The 16,982-nt window shown below is 41.6% G+C and carries 16 protein-coding genes; 8 read left to right on the top strand and 8 right to left on the bottom strand.

Annotation, left to right across the window (positions count from 1 at the left end; genetic code table 11):
* The first annotated feature begins 11 nt into the window (after nt 1-11).
* From yhdP to M1E93_RS17315, 6 genes are read left to right on the top strand one after another with little or no spacing between them, the layout of a single operon-like run.
* Entirely contained in the window at nt 12-3,806 is a 3,795-nt protein-coding gene (gene yhdP, locus M1E93_RS17340; protein WP_071821175.1) for an AsmA2 domain-containing protein YhdP, read from the top strand.
* Nucleotides 3,806-4,660 carry a deaminated glutathione amidase gene (gene nit1 / locus M1E93_RS17335; protein ID WP_004925524.1) on the top strand — a complete coding sequence of 285 codons (855 nt, stop codon included), beginning with the start codon at nt 3,806-3,808 and terminating at the stop codon, nt 4,658-4,660. Before yhdP ends, nit1 begins: the two co-directional genes overlap by 1 nt.
* A 5-nt stretch (nt 4,661-4,665) precedes the next feature.
* A complete protein-coding gene (tldD, locus tag M1E93_RS17330) occupies nt 4,666-6,111 on the top strand; it encodes a metalloprotease TldD (RefSeq protein WP_104873209.1) in 1,446 nt (481 codons plus the stop codon).
* Between the two features lie 14 nt (nt 6,112-6,125).
* Nucleotides 6,126-6,611, top strand: coding sequence for a ribonuclease domain-containing protein (locus tag M1E93_RS17325; protein WP_004925521.1), 486 nt, complete (start codon nt 6,126-6,128; stop codon nt 6,609-6,611).
* Nucleotides 6,612-6,623: 12 nt separating this feature from the next.
* Entirely contained in the window at nt 6,624-6,911 is a 288-nt protein-coding gene (locus tag M1E93_RS17320; RefSeq protein WP_004925519.1) for a barstar family protein, read from the top strand.
* Nucleotides 6,912-6,970: 59 nt separating this feature from the next.
* Complete coding sequence (locus M1E93_RS17315) at nt 6,971-7,567, top strand: RBBP9/YdeN family alpha/beta hydrolase (protein WP_014657567.1); 597 nt, start codon at nt 6,971-6,973, stop codon at nt 7,565-7,567.
* Between the two features lie 41 nt (nt 7,568-7,608).
* On the opposite strand, the gene M1E93_RS17310 is transcribed toward M1E93_RS17315, so the two are convergent.
* A complete protein-coding gene (locus tag M1E93_RS17310; protein WP_014657568.1) occupies nt 7,609-9,192 on the bottom strand; it encodes a hypothetical protein in 1,584 nt (527 codons plus the stop codon).
* Between the two features lie 173 nt (nt 9,193-9,365).
* A complete protein-coding gene (locus M1E93_RS17305) occupies nt 9,366-9,698 on the bottom strand; it encodes a low molecular weight protein tyrosine phosphatase family protein (RefSeq protein ID WP_004925512.1) in 333 nt (110 codons plus the stop codon).
* A 490-nt stretch (nt 9,699-10,188) separates the two neighbouring features.
* Here M1E93_RS17305 and M1E93_RS17300 point away from each other — a divergent pair, with 490 nt between their 5' ends.
* The gene (locus M1E93_RS17300; RefSeq protein ID WP_174822187.1) at nt 10,189-11,745 is read left to right on the top strand and encodes a leucine-rich repeat domain-containing protein; all 1,557 of its coding nucleotides are present in this window, start codon (nt 10,189-10,191) and stop codon (nt 11,743-11,745) included.
* Between the two features lie 56 nt (nt 11,746-11,801).
* Here the strand turns inward: M1E93_RS17300 and yjgA are convergent, their stop codons facing one another.
* Nucleotides 11,802-12,347 carry a ribosome biogenesis factor YjgA gene (gene yjgA, locus M1E93_RS17295; protein WP_004925504.1) on the bottom strand — a complete coding sequence of 182 codons (546 nt, stop codon included), beginning with the start codon at nt 12,345-12,347 and terminating at the stop codon, nt 11,802-11,804.
* Between the two features lie 173 nt (nt 12,348-12,520).
* On the opposite strand from yjgA, the gene pmbA reads away from it, so the two are divergent.
* Nucleotides 12,521-13,861, top strand: a complete 1,341-nt coding sequence (gene pmbA, locus M1E93_RS17290; RefSeq protein ID WP_014657572.1) for a metalloprotease PmbA — start codon at nt 12,521-12,523, stop codon at nt 13,859-13,861.
* A 196-nt stretch (nt 13,862-14,057) separates the two neighbouring features.
* On the opposite strand, the gene rnk is transcribed toward pmbA, so the two are convergent.
* The 5 genes from rnk to hpf all read right to left on the bottom strand — a co-directional run bounded on the left by rnk (nt 14,058) and on the right by hpf (nt 16,964).
* Nucleotides 14,058-14,468, bottom strand: coding sequence for a nucleoside diphosphate kinase regulator (rnk, locus tag M1E93_RS17285; RefSeq protein ID WP_004925498.1), 411 nt, complete (start codon nt 14,466-14,468; stop codon nt 14,058-14,060).
* Between the two features lie 188 nt (nt 14,469-14,656).
* Nucleotides 14,657-14,929, bottom strand: coding sequence for a PTS phosphocarrier protein NPr (gene npr / locus M1E93_RS17280; protein ID WP_004925495.1), 273 nt, complete (start codon nt 14,927-14,929; stop codon nt 14,657-14,659).
* Nucleotides 14,929-15,780, bottom strand: a complete 852-nt coding sequence (gene rapZ / locus M1E93_RS17275; RefSeq protein WP_004925493.1) for an RNase adapter RapZ — start codon at nt 15,778-15,780, stop codon at nt 14,929-14,931. Before rapZ ends, npr begins: the two co-directional genes overlap by 1 nt.
* Nucleotides 15,781-15,948: 168 nt before the next feature.
* Nucleotides 15,949-16,416 (bottom strand): PTS IIA-like nitrogen regulatory protein PtsN, encoded by a 468-nt coding sequence (gene ptsN, locus M1E93_RS17270; protein ID WP_004925489.1) that lies wholly within the window; start codon nt 16,414-16,416, stop codon nt 15,949-15,951.
* A gap of 260 nt (nt 16,417-16,676) precedes the next feature.
* A complete protein-coding gene (gene hpf / locus M1E93_RS17265) occupies nt 16,677-16,964 on the bottom strand; it encodes a ribosome hibernation promoting factor (protein ID WP_004925485.1) in 288 nt (95 codons plus the stop codon).
* Between the last annotated feature and the right edge of the window lie 18 nt (nt 16,965-16,982).

Below are 16,982 nucleotides of genomic sequence, written 5' to 3'. Positions count from 1 at the left end.
AGGAGAAACGGGTGAAACGACTGCCACGGGTAGTATGGATGACGACGGCTATCGTGCTGCTGCTTGGTGCATTGCTGCTCACTGGGCTACGTTTCTTCTTACCGAATATCAACTATTACCGGCAAGATATCATTGGCTATATTGAAAAAAACACGGATATCACCTTACAAATAGGTGAAATTGAGGGGGCATGGCAATCGTTTGGGCCGGTTCTGACCTTAACCGATGTGGTTGTTCGCAATGAAGAAGTCGATGCAAAAGCCAGCAAAATCGCCGTTGAACTCGATATTTGGAGCTCGTTACTTTCCTTAACATGGCGTTTTCGTGACATCACTTTCTACCAGCTCAATGTCGATTATAAAGTGCCTTTTAGTTTTGAAGGCCGCGCACAACCCATTGATAGTGATAGTATTGAAGGGCTATTTCTAAAGCAATTTAACCATTTTACTCTCAAAAATAGCCAACTGACCTTTCTGACGCCATCAGAGCAAAAAACAACCCTGATTTTACCTGAATTAACTTGGTTGAATGAGCAACGCCGCCACCGTGCCCAAGGGTTTGTTAGCTTAGAAACGATCAACAAGCAGCATGGTTTTTTGCAAGTCAAAATTGATATTAAAGATAAAAACGGCATCTTGAGCGACGGCACCATTTATCTACAAGCTGACAATATAGATATGCAGCCATGGTTAAGTCGCTGGTTACGTGAAAATACTGGGCTGCGCGATGCCAATTTTAGCTTATCCTCTTGGGTTACCATCAAAAATAATCGTATTGATAGCGGCCTCTTGCAGTTACGACAAGGCGAAGCGAATTGGGGGGAAGCCCCTTTAGCGCAAAACCTACAAGTTAATGACTTACTCATCCGCATGAGAAGGCAAGGGGAAGGCTGGTTATTTAATATTCCTGAGTTAGATACATTAAAAACCAATGAATATATTTGGCCGAATGGGAGTGTTTCGGTACTTTACCTGCCTTCATCGATGAAATACCACCAAAAAGATCACTGGCGGATCCGAGCTAAAAATATTGAGTTAGAGCGGCTTAGTGAAATCTTACCTACTTTTTCATTTGTGACGCCAGAAACGGTGCAAGAATGGCAGCATCGCCAACCTAAAGGTTTATTATCCGTTTTTGCTCTAGATATTACTCCCGATCAACTTGAGCACACGCAAATTGATATGGACTGGCAGGATGTCAGTTGGAAAAAATGGAAACAACTCCCTTCGGTTGATCACTTCACGGGTGTCTTGGTCGGGAATGCGCAGCGAGGGGTTCTCTCTGCGACATTAGATAAGAGTTATGTTGACTATGAGCCTCAATTTAAAGCCCCTTTTCAAATTGATAAAGCACGCGGACAACTGTATTGGCAAAATGATGACAATCAATTCAAGTTGTGGAGCGACCAACTGGATATACAGGCCTCTTCATTATGGGCGAATGGGCAGTTTAGTTTTTATCAGTCGAAAAAAAGTGATGATACTGACCTGAGCATCTTAGCGGGCGTCAATATTGATAATGCGGGAGAAGCGTGGCGCTATTTCCCGCAACAGTTGATGGGGGAAAGCCTAGCGGACTACCTATCAAACGCTATCATCGCAGGGCAAGCGAAAGATGCGACAGTCGTCTTCAAGGGTGACCCTAAACATTTCCCATTTAATCAGAACGATGGCCAGTTCCAAGTCTTTGTGCCCTTACGCAAAGCGACCTTTGAGTATGATAAAGGTTGGCCTGCTTTATCTAATTTAGACATTAACCTTGATTTTAAACGTTCAGGTCTGGCAATGCGTGCAGACAGTGTCAAATTAGGTGAAGCAACAGCCACACAGCTAACCGCTGATATTCCGAATTATCAAAATGAAATGCTATTTATTAAGGCTGATTTAGCGGGTACAGGCTCACAAATACAGCAGTATTTTAGTATGACACCACTGAAAAGCTCGATTGGCAATACGTTAGATGAGTTGCAAATTGGAGGCATGGTAACAGGTGATCTCGCTTTATCTATTCCGTTAGCACACGGCAAGGAAGTTAACGCGAAAGGGAATATCAATCTGAATAAAAATGATTTATTGATTAAGCCTATCGACAGTAAGCTCACGGAGTTGACGGGGCAGTTTAAATTTAACAACGGCGATTTGGTCGGTGATAAATTAAAAGCACAATGGCTGGGGCAACCTGTCGACGTCAATTTTTCAACGGTTGATAACCCTAAAGATTACCAAGTGAAGGTGGATCTAGGGGGAAATTGGGATATAGCAAAAATTGCTCAATTGCCTGATTCATTAAAGCAAAAAGTGGCGGGAACCAGCGATTGGAACAGTCATATTGAAATTACACTTCCACATTCGCCGTCCGATGATATGGCTCTTGCCGTGGAATTCTCCGCTGGTTTAAAAAAACTGAAGAGCCGCCTCCCTGCATTGGACGATCGCTTACTTAAAGAGTTAGGGACGGTCAATGCAACAGCTAAAGGCTCATCGACACATTTAAATATAGGCGGTGATATTGGTCGGCGTATTGGTTTCAACACGCGTTGGGATCTGAGAGCACCACAATTACGTTTAGAAAAAGGCACTCTGGCAAAATGGAATGGCAAGCCACCAGAGTTACCGCAGTCATCAATGCTACTTGCTGATTTGCCAGTGATTACTAACCCACAATGGTTAAAAACAGTCGATACATTTTTTTCAGCAGATCAAGGTGGTAAATCGATAAATATTGGCTTACCTGAAACAGTGAGAGTGAAGACACCATCCCTGTCTTTAGGTGGACAAGCATGGCAAAATTTAGACCTTTCATTTAACTTGTTGGCTAAAGAGCAGCAAATTAAGGTATCAAGCGAAAATCTTAAAGGGGAATTACAGATTTTTGCTCAACAGCCTTGGGTGCTGAATATCGATTACCTGTATTACAACCCAATGGCATTCCCTGGGGAACAAACAACCAGTAGCAATGACTCTTCCTCATTCAACTTTAGCCATTGGCCTGAAATGACGGTTAATTGCCAAGATTGCTGGGCAGGTGGACAAAAATTAGGGAAATTGAGTGCCCACTTGAAGCCGCAAGGAAATACATTGCAACTAAGTGGTGGAACATTAAGTAATAGCGCCACTCAATTAAAATTAGATGCTTTATGGCAAAGCGGTAAACAAAACCGTACACAAATTGCAGGCTCCTTAAGTGGGGAGCAATTTGATGAAACAGCCGCTTACTATGGTATTTTAGTTCCTATTATCGGTTCACCTTATACGCTTGATTTCGAACTCAATTGGCAAGATGTACCTTGGTCGCCAGATATTGCAACCCTTAATGGCGCGTTATCAAGTAAGCTTGGTAAAGGCGCGATCGCTAAAATGGGCGGAGGGCGAGCGGGCCAACTGTTACGGCTAGTGAGTTTTGATGCACTATTACGCAAACTTCAATTTGATTTTCGCGATACCTTTAGTAATGACTTTGACTTTGACTCAATTAAAGGTAATGCCAAGATCCGTAATGGTATTCTATCAGCAAAAGATGTGTACATTGATGGGTTAGTTGCCGATATTACGTTAAGTGGGGAAATTGATTTGGTGAAACGCCAAATTAACGGTGAAGCGGTCGTGACGCCCGAAATATCTGCTACAGTAGGAGTAGCAACGGCATTTGCAGTTAACCCGATTGCGGGTGCAGCGGTTTTTGCTGCATCAAAAGTATTAGGTCCGCTATGGAGCAAAATTTCTGTGATACGTTACCGTGTGACAGGAAGCTTGGATGAACCCAAAATTGATGAAGTATTGCGTCAGCTAAAGGAGACTCAAGAGTAATGAAAAATGGCAATGTTGCACTTTTGCAGTTATGCAGCGGTAAAAATACGAAACATAATTTGGCACAGATTGAGCAGCAAATTAAGCAGTTGCCAGAGACTGTTGAGCTAGTATTGACACCTGAAAATGCCTTGTTGTTCGCAGATGCGGCGACTTACCGTAAACAGGCCGAAAAAGAAGGGCAAGGCCCTTTACAAGAAGCTATTGCCAATATGGCGAAGCGCTACAATGTCTGGATTTTAATTGGCTCAATGCCATTGATCAGCCGTGAGGATCCTGAACGCATTACGAGCAGCAGTATTTTAATTGATTCCCAAGGGCAGATTCAGGCGCGTTATGACAAGATCCACATGTTTGATGTGAATATTGAAGATGAGCAGGGAACCTATAATGAATCGGTTATTTATCAGCGTGGTGAACATATCACGGTGGTTGATACGCCTGTAGGCCGATTAGGTATGACAATCTGTTATGATCTCCGCTTCCCTGGTTTATTCCAAGCCTTGCGTGAGCAGGGGGCTGAGATTATCTCTGTACCTGCCGCTTTCACGCGTTATACCGGTAAAGCACATTGGGAGCCACTGCTGCGTGCAAGGGCGATAGAGAACCAATGTTTTATATTAGCGCCCGCTCAAGTTGGTGTACATGGTACGCGCAGAACGTGGGGCCACACCTTAGCCGTCGATGGTTGGGGTAAAGTTATGAAAAAGAACGTTGATGCTGTAGCATCGACGGTTTTAAATATTCAAACTGAAAATTTAAGTGGGATGCGGGAACAAATCCGAGTGGTGAAACATAACCGCTTTAGGCCGCAACTGACTTCATTGATTAAAAAAGACACAATAAAAGAGTAACCAATATGAGTTTAGCTTCTGTCAGCGAACATTTGCTGGCCGCCAATGGTCTTGACCATCAAAAACTGTACGACACACTAGGCTTGTTATCTGAGCGTAAAATTGATTATGCGGATCTCTATTTTCAATCAAGCTACCACGAAGCGTGGGTATTAGAAGATCGCATCATCAAGGACGGCTCTTATAACATTGACCAAGGCGTCGGTGTTAGAGCGATAAGTGGCGAAAAAACGGGATTTGCCTATGCCGATCAGGTTTCGTTGATGGCGTTACAGCAAAGCGCGACTGCGGCACGTAGCATCGTCAGCGAGCAAGGTAACGGTAAATCACAAATTTTGACTGAAGTGGGCTACAAGAAGCTATACTCAGAAACGGATCCACTGCAAAGCTTGTCACGAGAGGACAAAATTGCGTTATTGCACCGTATTGATCAGGTTGCAAGAGCAGAAGATCCGCGAGTGATCGAAGTCAATGCAAGCCTAACGGGTGTTTATGAGCAAGTATTAGTAGCAGCAACGGACGGTACGTTAGCGGCCGATATTCGCCCATTAGTTCGTTTATCTGTCAGTGTGCTGGTGGAGCATGAAGGTAAGCGTGAGCGCGGTGCTAGCGGCGGCGGCGGGCGCTATGGCTACGAATATTTTCTTGAAATTCATCAAGGACAAGTGCTTGCAGAGCAGTATGCGAAAGAAGCGGTACGTATGGCACTGGTTAATCTGTCAGCGATTGCAGCGCCAGCTGGTATGATGCCTGTTGTATTGGGGGCAGGCTGGCCGGGCGTATTGCTTCACGAAGCGGTAGGACATGGCTTAGAAGGTGATTTTAACCGTCGAGGCACGTCTGTTTTCTCAGGGCAAATTGGTGAGCTGGTTGCATCTCCTCTTTGTACTGTCGTTGATGATGGCACAATTGCAGGCCGTCGAGGCTCTTTAGCCATCGATGATGAAGGTGTACCGGGTCAGTATAATATCTTGATTGAAAATGGTATTTTGAAAAATTACATGCAGGATAAATTGAATGCACGTTTAATGGGGGTCGCACCAACCGGAAATGCGCGTCGTGAATCTTATGCGCACCTACCAATGCCTCGTATGACCAATACCTATATGTTGTCAGGTACGTCAACGCCTGAAGAGATTATCTCTAGCGTGGATAAAGGCATCTACGCACCTAATTTTGGTGGTGGTCAGGTTGATATTACTTCCGGTAAGTTTGTTTTTTCAACTTCTGAAGCTTATCTAATTGAAAATGGCAAAATTACCTCTCCGGTTAAAGGCGCAACGCTCATTGGTTCTGGCGTTGAAGCAATGCAGCAAATCTCCATGGTAGGTAACGATCTTGCGCTCGACAAGGGAGTGGGTGTGTGCGGAAAAGAAGGGCAAAGTGTGCCTGTTGGTGTTGGGCAACCGACACTGAAATTGGATAAAATGACTGTTGGCGGCACCGCATAAATTGGAATTAAGCAATGAATAAACGGATTATTTCAATGCTGTTGATGGCGGTCTTGATCGCGCTTAGCTTATATTTTAATGCGGGTGAACAACAAGACAAAAAACAGGCCGAAAGGCCTGTTTCAGTGCCAGCGCAAACAACAGAACAACAGCCGCATCCCCAGAAAATTGATGAACTAACCAAACAGGCAAATGTGGTGAGCTATATGCAAAAACATCAGCAATTGCCGAGTTTTTACATCACGAAAAAAGCGGCTCGTCAGGCTGGTTGGGAGCCGAAACAGGGGAACCTGTGTGATGTGCTACCTGGGAAAGCGATTGGGGGAGATAGGTTCTCTAATCGAGAGAAGCGGTTACCCATCGCTCCGAATCGTCAATGGTATGAGGCTGATATCAATTACAACTGTGGGCACCGCGGTGCAGACCGTTTGCTATACTCCTCCGATGGCATGATTTATGTCACTACAGATCACTATAAAAGCTTCCAGCAGGTAAACTAAGAGATAGCAGCGATGAACCAAAAAATAGTTTTTGACTTTCGGCAGATCAAAACAGTTGAAGACTTTTATTTGCAATTTTCACAACGGTTCTCGCTGCCAAATTGGTTTGGTCACAATCTTGATGCCCTTTGGGATATGGTCTCTGCGGGGCTAGAGCTGCCTATTACCATTGTTTTTAGCCACATGACATCAACTCAGCGGATAGAATTCTCGGATATTATTGATGTAATGAATGATGCACAAGATATGTGGGAAGATGAGTTTATTTTCGCCCTAGATATAACGAAAAATTCTAAATAACCATTAAACTATGCATGGTATAGTATATGCCAACTGATTAGGGTTATGGAGAAATAAAAATGGCAAATGACGTTTCTCAAAATGAGTCATTGAAAGGTAAGAAGTTTGTCATTGTGCATGGTTATACCGCTTCACCAGAAAAAAACTGGTTTCCATGGTTAAAGGCTGAGTTAGCGTCGTTAGGCGCGTTAGTGTATGTACCTGAAATGCCTGAACCGCTATCACCCGAGCCATTAAAGTGGCAACAACATCTCAAAAACTTAGCAATTGAGATTGATGAAAATACCCTATTTATTGGGCATAGCCTAGGGTGTGTGACCGTATTGCGCTTTTTAGAGCAGCAGGTCGCAAAAGGCAATAAAGTCGGTGGCTATATTTTAGTAGCGGGTTTTGATCAGGAGCAAAGCACACTACCTGAATTAAAGCCTCACACGTTGAGCCGATTAGATTACCCATATTTAATTGATATAGCAGATAAAAGGATTTCAATTATCTCTACCAATGATTGGGTCGTTTCACCACAATCATCACAAACACTCGCCAAGGCATTACAAACCGAAGTGATTATTGAGGAAGAAGCTGGGCATTTCCTTGATAGAGAAGGGTATACAGAATTCCCAACATTACTTCACTCAATAAAAACTCAATTTAACTGAATATAAAATCAGGCTGTTTGAAGTCAACTAGCCTGATTTTATTAATCTTCAAGTGGCTCGCCCCGTAAGAGGGCTGCAAATCTTGCCTTGGCTTCGTTATCCGGCTCAATGGCATGACATTGAGTCAGCAATGGCTCTAAGTCTTGAGGCCAATCTTCTCTTTTCCAATTCGCTAATGCCCTAAGAGCCATATTACGGTTACGCACTACAGGGCTTTGCAACCCACAGAGGATCATAGATAAACCGACACCAGGAAAACGCGGTAATTCTTGTAAAATAAAATCAAGTTTTCCATGTTGTACATAGCCAGCACCAAGACCAAGGCTATCACTCGGCCCTGTCGATATTGCTTCTAATGGGAGCTGCTGCTCTGCTAAGGCTATCACTTGTTTGACTTGGTCTATATCGTTCGTTTTCATTAACTCAAACCACAAATCATTCTCAGGGTGATTTAACTGTTTTTCGTATAGATAAGGGAAGATATCTTGACCACGGGCTCTGGCTATACTGGTGCTATTACGGAATAAGATATCATCATCACTATTTAAACCTTGAGCGATTAATTTATCCCATATAGGGTTATCCAATATAGTTTGTGCTAATGAAGTGATGGCTGTGCTATTTTCAAATTTCTCGCTATTTTCTTGAAAATAATCATTAATGCCGAGTACAGTAAAATAATAGTCTAATAAATAATCTTGTTCTAAAATGCGGCTCAAGTAATTGAAGCAACAACGAAAAGCATCATCATAGTCATTGATATCACGTGCCGGCCCACCGCCTAGCAACGCTTGAATAATATCGGATGAGGCTACTAATAATTGGCTATCATTTTGTGTTTCTAATGCATCTGCCAAGTGGCAATAGGTTGCACAGTGCCAAGCGGTATATTCAACCATAACACTATTTTGATAGCCTGTAGTCAGTATCCATTGCTTGGTTTCCTCACTTATTTCATCGGGTAGATGTTCAATAAGATGTACGCGCCCCCAGCCTTCAACACGTTTTGCTAACTTTAGCCACATTGCATCATAGTCAGATGTGGATGTGAGCATCGCATGGATTGGGATAATAGTGTAAAGCGTGAACTCATCATGGCAAGCAAGACAATAAAGTGTCTTAAGGCGTTCATCACTTGGAAAAAACACAGTAAAGGAAATGGCCAATTTAACCACATTAGTATCGGGGCTATTGTGGAGTAACCAGTCGGTAAAGGCTTCCAATTTTGGCGCATGGATCTCTTGTTTATCGACGATTAAATGGATTAGATCGTCGATATAAGATAACGGGCTTTGTTCGGCGACTTGCTGATAGAAATGATAAACCGATTCTTTGTCGTTTTTCTCCAGCGCTCTTTTTAGTGAAGTGTAAATTTCGCTAGCAGTGATTTCAGAAGCCCCCATTCCGTGGTGGCTGAATACACCATCTTCAGCGCCATTAGCCCAACGAATTGTATTTTCATCGACTTCAGTTGTATCTGGGAGCTCAGACAGTGATTCAGGGAGTGGGGATAATTCGTTTATCCAAGGCAATAAATGCTGATAGATTGGCGTGATATTCGTATTCCAAACGACAGGATAATTTTCTTGTCCTTTTTTAAAAAGAGAGGCTAACCATTTTTTCATTTTTGATAACATCCTATTGTGTTTGAATTATGGGTTTTTATATTGAATAAGCCAATAAAATGTTTTTTTAATCATAAAATAGATAACACGGTAGGTTCGATGTTGGCTCAATCAATTTTGTGATAAAACCTTCTTTAAGGGTAATTAAAAAAGGTTTCACTTATCGTCATTTCTTACGGGATAAACTCGCTGAGATAACTTGGAACAATATCTTTAAGTATCTCAATTAATTGCGGGTCCATGTATTGATACTCATCAGGAATATCGAGTACATAAAGTGATTTGTGTTCGAGTAGGCGAGTAAAATTGGCTTTTAGCCGATCTTTATGTTTTTGTTCCATGACAAAAATAACATCAGCCCAACGGAGCAAATCTGCGGTAATTCGGCGTCTTGCATTGCTACTGGTGCCAGCAGAGCGTACCGACCAGCTTGGATGGTGGCGCCAAATTTGCTCTGCGGTTGGGCTACGCCATTGGTTACGACTACAAATAAATAAAATATTCATTTACTGTTATGTATTTCCTCCAAACCTTTCAGAGCAAGCTGTCTGTTACTGATTTGGGGGTATGCCATACCTAGCTGTGTCGCGCGAATAATTTTTTCCTACGCCCATACATCTGTTTCCAATTTTTCTCAGCGGGAAAGCGATCTCGTTTTTTTCGCGGCGAGTGGATTCTATTTTTGGCTCTACGCCATGCTCGATTTCTTGAATTATCCATATCTTCCACATAAGGTTATCGGGGATAGCAGCCGCGATAATACGGGTAAGAATATGATTAACGTCAGTATCATACGGAGACATTGTATGACTATCAAGCAAATGCAAGATAGTTAACGTTTTTTAGGATTATTACGTTATTTATATCCTAATAATGATTATTCTACTGTTATTGGGTTTAATCATTTTACATTTATCGCAAAGTTAATGATAATTGAATATTTATGACTAAAGCTAGATTTATTATAATAAAATAATGCTAAATAAGGTAAGGGAAATGAATTTTTTTGAAAGAATAAACATCAGTTTTTCCGATTGTGTTAAAAAATACCATCTCGAGTTTCTACCTAGTTATCTTGAGGATTATTATAACGGCCGACTTTTACGGGTCAAAGAAAGTGTCACATTGGACTCTTTAGAAATTGATGATATAGACGAGATGGGAGGGACTATTATTCTTTTTGAAAAAGACCTTATTATCGAAAATGCGTTAACTCAAAGTAATGTAGATTATGGTCCAACCGTTATTGTAAAAGGGAATGTATCAGCTAAGAACATAGCATTTGGGGGAGCTTGTATTATCATCAAGGGGGATGTGACTGTTGAGCAAACCATGATAGGAATTTATAATCATGGAGTGATAAATATAACAGGTAAAGTCACAGCGGAATATATTATTTCGGATGACCACTGTTTTTCAATCTATGATAAGGGGAGTAAAGGTATCTTTTTAGGTTTCCAAGATTTAAGGTATCATGCAAAAGACGTATTATCTGGAAAGTATTATGATGACGCCGAAGAAAATATCAAAATAGATAAAATCATTGAGGCGATAAAAAAAGGTAATTCGATTAAGAAAAATGGTAATATAGTAAGTCAAGTTCAGAAGGCAATAGATAAGTTTAAAGCATCAAAAAATGCTAAACTTAATTTGTCTAACCTAAATCTTACAGAAATACCCGAAGAAATATTTCAGCTTGAAAATATTAAAGAGCTAGATTTATCAAATAATCCGCTAAAAGAATTATCGTTGAAGGGCATGCAGACTGACCATTTAAAATCCATTAATTTAGCGTGCTGCTCGTTGACTGAATTTCCAATAGACATATTAAATATCAATCAGATAGAATCCATTGATTTAAGTTTTAACACTATTTCAAGTTTACCCGAAAGACTACCTGTACTCAATCAACTGAAAAAACTGCTGTTAAGCCATTGTAATTTTACCGAGTTCCCTTGTATTTTATATCAGGTAGTCAATTTAGAATATTTAGATCTTGGTTTTCAAGATGAAGAAACCTTATTTCTTATCGACAAAGCACTTCAAAGTTTAAAGGTGTTACTGCTATCGGGTAATGCAAATATCAATATTACTGCACCACAACCCAAATTATATGAACTGAATATAAGCCATTGTCTAATGGATACTTTTCCAATTGCATTAACCAAGTCAACACATCTTACACACTTGGATATGAGTTATAATCATAAAATGAGATGGCTACCTGATGAGTTTTCTGAGTTAAAAAAATTAAAAAAACTCTCTTTTTCAATTCTCTATATGGAAGAAAGTCATATCAATATTTTACAAAAACTTCCTAAGCTACAATATATCGCTAATTTTCTAAAGAGTGATAATCCGTTCTATGGTAATCAGGTGGTTCAAGCACTATTAGCCGTCAAAAATTGGAATACATTGGTTATTGATAGTGTCTTAGAAGATCAAACAATTATTGATGCAATCGTACTCAGAGAGAACCTTAAAAAATTCATTATGGGTGAATATGAAGTTGATATAAAAGAAGCAAGGCAATGTTTAGGGGTTAGTTTTTAATCTATTTTTGACATCATCCCCTATAGCATATTGTGAGTGGTATAGGGGATGGTGATTTAAGCGCTTTCGGACAGCTCTTTTAAATATTGAAAAACTTGGCGGAAGGCTTTTGGTGGCTTATTGCCTTCACGCTCTTTTTTAGCGTTACGTACCAATGCCCTAAGTTGTTGTCTATCTGTATGGGGAAACAGAGCAACGACTTCTTCGATAACATCATCACCATTTTCAATAAGGCGTGTACGCAGGTCTTCAAGCTTATGCAGAATGACAACTTGCTGATTATGGCGATTTTTCAGTTTATCTAAAGCCTCTGTGATGGGGTCAACGTCTCGAGAGCGTAGCAACTTACCAATATATTGTAGTTGGCGACGACGACCTTCACGCTTGATTTTTTGTGCCAGTTCAATGGCATCGAGTAACTGAGCATCAAGTGGAATGCGCTCAAGTTCATTTTTGCTTAATTCAACAAGTTCGGCCCCCAGTTTTTTGAGAACTTCAGCATCGCGTTTAATTTCGCTTTTACTGACCCAAATGATCTCATCATCGTCTTCATCTTGCGGCGCTGGGACATCATCCAGCCAGTCTTCAGGCTGTTTGGCCATATATCGATTTCCTTTTTACAGAACGCAGCGTGTAATTGCATGACCTGCCGCGTTGTGGATGTTAACATTCATATATTATGTATTGTAACTGGGAAAAAGCCCTGATGACACCCGACATTTGTGAGTTGGTGTAAAAAAAGCCGGGTTTCCCCCATTTTATGTGGATTGAATCGATGAATTTAACTGAACAAGTCAGCGAACAACGTAAAAATTTAGAAGAGGCGGTTGCACGGGCGCTTCATTTTGCAAAAAGTCGTTGTGATGCCGCTGAAGTTGCTGTGAACAAAAGCACTGGAATTAGTGTCAGTACCCGTCAAGGTGAAGTCGAAAATGTTGAATTCAATAGTGATGGCGCACTTGGGATCACCGTTTATCACAACCAACGTAAAGGGAGCGCCTCTTCAACAGATTTAAGCCCCGAAGCGATTGAGCGTACAGTGCAAGCTGCGGTAGACATTGCCCGTTATACATCGGAAGACCCATGTGCAGGCCCTGCTGAGAAGTCACTATTAGCCTTTGATGCCCCTGATTTACAACTATTCCAAGCCAGTAATATCACTCCTGAAGAAGCAATTAAATTGGCGTCACAAGCGGAAATGTCGGCACTTAAGGTTGACCCGCGTATTGTGAATACGGAAGGGGGAAGCTTTAATGGTCATTATGGCGTGCGGGTTTTTGGTAACTCTCACGGTATGTTACAAAGCTATTGCTCAAGCCGTTATTCGATGTCGAGTTGTGTGATCGCAGAGCAAAATGGTGAAATGGAACGTGATTATGCTTATACCATCGGGCGCAGCTTAAGTGCTTTGAAATCGCCTGAATGGGTGGGGCAAGAGTGCGCTCGTCGTACATTGGCACGCCTCTCACCGAGAAAGCTGCCAACGATGAAGGCACCTGTTATTTTTGCTGCTGAAGTGGCGACAGGGTTGTTTGGTCATCTTGTTGGGGCAATTAGTGGAAGTAGTATTTACCGCAAATCTTCTTTTCTACTCGATAGCTTAGGTAAGCAAATTTTACCTGATTGGTTAACCATCACTGAACAGCCGCATTTAATCGGTGGATTAGCGTCATCGCCATTCGACAGTGAAGGGGTTCGCACCACTGAGCGCAATATTATTGAAAATGGTGTGTTGCAAACGTGGCTAATGACCTCTTATTCAGCCAGAAAGTTAGGCTTGCAAAGTACAGGGCATGCTGGAGGGATCCATAACTGGCGTATTGCTGGTCAGGGGCTGTCATTCGAAGCATTGCTAAAACAAATGGGAACAGGACTGGTTGTTACTGAACTGATGGGGCAAGGGGTCAGTGGGATCACCGGAGATTATTCACGTGGTGCTTCCGGTTTTTGGGTGGAAAATGGTGAGATCCAATATCCTGTCAGCGAGATCACAATAGCAGGTAATTTAAAAGATATGTGGGCAAATATCGTCACGATTGCCGATGATATTGAAACTCGCAGTAATATTCAGTGTGGCTCTGTATTGTTACCTGAAATGAGTATTGCGGGAGAGTAATTTGCTCAAATGAATAAGGCACTCCTTTTGAAGTGCCTTATCAATAAACAGAATAGATTTATTTTTTGCCTGATAAAGTGGCTTCAAGCGCTTTGCCTGCAAAGCCTATCGTGGGAAACCCATTTTTTATTCTGTTAACGTCAGCCTGCTTATTTAATACATTGATGTTATTGCTAAGTTAGGCGATTTTATACCATTAACGATGGTATTCACCCGCGGCTTCTGGCTGATAAATAATTTCGAGTACTCTTACGCGTGTTTCAACACCATTAGGCAATGCCCAACTGATCTCATCATTAACATGCAGACCAAGCAAAGCCGCACCGATTGGCGCCATAACAGAGAGCTGCTCAGCACTATCTTTTAAAGAGGCTGGGTAAACTAAAGTGCGTGTGCGTTCTTCATTGCTAATCAAATCAAGAAAACGCACCGTACTGTTCATTGTGACGACGTCAGCAGGAATTTCCTGTGGTGACAGGATGTCTGCACGATCAAGTTCATCATTCAGTGCGTCAGCAACTGGGGTACCCGCATAAGCTGCTTGTTCCAACAGTGCATCTAGGCGTTCTGCATCTAAATCATTGATAATAATTGTTGGCTTTGTCATACCACACTCCAATAGAGACGTACAAAGCAAACACCCCCCACCCAATAAGGTAGGGGGTGTCGCTGTGATAAAATTGTATAAAATATTAGGCTCTTCAAGCTCCAAAAGGAAGAGATCATGATCACGATCTTTGAGCCAATACTTGTAAAATTATTGATATTTAGTTCATAAATAAATGGTGGATTATACTAGCTTTCATCAAATCCACTTTCGAACAGGTTAATAATCGCGGATAAAGCCTGATCCTCATCAGGGCCGCTAACCTCAATATCAATGGTACTTCCTTGCTCTGAGTCTAACATCAACATCGCAATAACGCTATCGGCCTCAGCCTCAATCTGATTATTATTGCGTAAAATAACCTTAGAGTTAAATTTTTTAACTAATTCATAAAGTAACATTGCCGGCCTAGCATGCATACCAAGCCGGTTTTTTAATGTGATTGTCGCTTTTAAGGTCATTACTTGCGTTTTTCTAGGGTTCTGTGGCGAGATTGTACATTCTTACCACGAGAACGGAAGTAATCAGCTAATTGCTCAGCGACATAGACCGAACGGTGTTTCCCTCCGGTACAGCCGATTGCCACCGTGAGGTAACTACGGTTATTGGTCTCAAGCATAGGCAGCCATAATTCAAGGTAGCTACGTGTTTGATAAATAAAGTTGTGTACCTCTGTGTGCCTATCGAGGAATGCGGCAACAGGGCGATCGAGGCCTGTCATTGGGCGCAATTTCGGATCCCAATGTGGGTTCGGTAAAAAGCGCACATCGAAAACATAGTCTGCATCGATAGGAATACCATGTTTGAAACCAAAAGATTCGAATACCATGGTTAGCTCTCGTTCACGTTTACCCATCAAACGCGTTCTGAGCATCTCGGCTAATTCATGGACTGACATTTCTGAGGTATCAATCACTAAATCAGCGCGTGACCGTAAAGGCTCTAAAAGCTCATTTTCTTCATCGATAGCACTTTCAAGTGACAAGTTTTTGCTCGAAAGTGGATGTAATCTACGAGTATCACTATAGCGGCGAATTAATGTGTTGCGATCGGCATCCAGAAATAGCAATTGCGGCGAAAAGCTAGAAGGTAATCTACCTAAAGCCTCTTCAAAGATTTCTGGGTTGTCAGGCATATTACGCACATCAATGCTCACAGCAGCTGAAATATTACGATCTGCGAGTGAATTGGCCAGTTCTGGAAGCAGCACAACCGGCAGGTTATCCACACAATAGAAACCCATATCTTCCAGCGCACGTAAGGCAACGGATTTTCCCGAACCGGAACGGCCGCTGACAATCATCAGCACCATGAGCTAACTCCCTTTTGTTTCTTTTCGGTGATCATAGGACCCCGATAGTTGAATAGATCGTTTGCTTACTTATCAGAACATCACAGTCTATGTCAGTACAGCTATATAGAAAATATCAAAATTTCATAGACATGTAACCCTGTGATGACGAAGTTATTTAATTATAGGCTACTCAGTAATAATACTATATAACTCTGCATCGCTTTGTGCCGATCTCAGACGCTTACAAAGAGATTTGTCGGCTAATTTTTTCGCGATTAATGATAAAGTGTGTAGATGCGTTTTACACTGATCTGCGGGCACTAATAGCGCAAAAAGCAGATCAACAGGTTGGTTATCAATGGCATCGAAGGCGATTGGCTCTTCCAGATGCAAAAAAACACCAACAGCTTGTGTATGTTCACCTTCTGCTAGCTTGCCGTGAGGGATGGCGATTCCTCCGCCAATACCTGTTGTTCCTACTTTTTCTCTGGTGAGTAAAGCTTCAAATACCGTGTTTTCCGGTAATCCCAACTCTGCGGCAGCCAGTTCACTAATAATCTCAAGTGCTCTTTTTTTACTAGTACAAGTAAGGTTATTGCGTGTACAAGCTGAAGATAATACGGCGCTTAATTGGATTTCTATATCACTGTTCATTTTATTGTTCACTTAGGACTACAAAACCAGATGGTGTATGCCACCATCTGGTTTAAGCCATTTATTAGTTATACACCACAGTATGATTTGGGATTGTTGTTAACAAACTGAGAACGCATACTGTTGTTCGCGTTGTTTCATACGTTGAAAACCAACCGTTTGGCTTTCGACGCTTATTTTTACAATCCCTAATGACCGCCACTAAACATTGAAGGTCTGGTGAAGGCCTGAAATCAACCTGTGATTTCACCATAAATGTATTAGTGTTGTCTCAGTTTTTCTTTATGTTTAGTTAATTGGCGTGACAGTTTGTCTACCAGTTGGTCAATTGCAGCGTACATATCACTTTCTTCCGCTGACGCATGGAGTTCAGCACCATTAACCTGCACAGTTGCTTCAGCAATTTGCTGAACTTTTTCAACTTTCAGAATGACTTGAATACCGTTAATGCGATCAAACAATTGTTCCAATTTTCTGATCTTTTTCTCAACAGTTTCACGTAATGCAGGGGTGACTTCAATATTGTGTCCAGTAATCTGAAATTCCATACAACCTTCCTTATTTTA

This window comes from Providencia sp. PROV272, from assembly GCF_049901975.1.
Lineage (GTDB): Bacteria > Pseudomonadota > Gammaproteobacteria > Enterobacterales > Enterobacteriaceae > Providencia > Providencia stuartii.
Note: the sequence above shows the minus strand (reverse complement) of the source record. Positions and strands in the feature narration are given on the sequence as shown.

Bases quoted from the DNA above. Each gene is read 5' to 3' on its own strand.
- nit1 (WP_004925524.1), top strand. From the start codon at position 3,806: ATGAAAAATGGCAATGTTGCACTTTTGCAGTTATGCAGCGGTAAAAAT.
- tldD (WP_104873209.1), top strand. From the start codon at position 4,666: ATGAGTTTAGCTTCTGTCAGCGAACATTTGCTGGCCGCCAATGGTCTT.
- hpf (WP_004925485.1), bottom strand. From the start codon at position 16,964: ATGGAATTTCAGATTACTGGACACAATATTGAAGTCACCCCTGCATTA.
- M1E93_RS17300 (WP_174822187.1), top strand. From the start codon at position 10,189: ATGAATTTTTTTGAAAGAATAAACATCAGTTTTTCCGATTGTGTTAAA.
- M1E93_RS17325 (WP_004925521.1), top strand. From the start codon at position 6,126: ATGAATAAACGGATTATTTCAATGCTGTTGATGGCGGTCTTGATCGCG.
- M1E93_RS17310 (WP_014657568.1), bottom strand. From the start codon at position 9,192: ATGAAAAAATGGTTAGCCTCTCTTTTTAAAAAAGGACAAGAAAATTAT.
- M1E93_RS17305 (WP_004925512.1), bottom strand. From the start codon at position 9,698: ATGAATATTTTATTTATTTGTAGTCGTAACCAATGGCGTAGCCCAACC.
- M1E93_RS17320 (WP_004925519.1), top strand. From the start codon at position 6,624: ATGAACCAAAAAATAGTTTTTGACTTTCGGCAGATCAAAACAGTTGAA.
- pmbA (WP_014657572.1), top strand. From the start codon at position 12,521: ATGAATTTAACTGAACAAGTCAGCGAACAACGTAAAAATTTAGAAGAG.
- yjgA (WP_004925504.1), bottom strand. From the start codon at position 12,347: ATGGCCAAACAGCCTGAAGACTGGCTGGATGATGTCCCAGCGCCGCAA.
- M1E93_RS17315 (WP_014657567.1), top strand. From the start codon at position 6,971: ATGGCAAATGACGTTTCTCAAAATGAGTCATTGAAAGGTAAGAAGTTT.
- ptsN (WP_004925489.1), bottom strand. From the start codon at position 16,416: ATGAACAGTGATATAGAAATCCAATTAAGCGCCGTATTATCTTCAGCT.
- rapZ (WP_004925493.1), bottom strand. From the start codon at position 15,780: ATGGTGCTGATGATTGTCAGCGGCCGTTCCGGTTCGGGAAAATCCGTT.
- npr (WP_004925495.1), bottom strand. From the start codon at position 14,929: ATGACCTTAAAAGCGACAATCACATTAAAAAACCGGCTTGGTATGCAT.
- rnk (WP_004925498.1), bottom strand. From the start codon at position 14,468: ATGACAAAGCCAACAATTATTATCAATGATTTAGATGCAGAACGCCTA.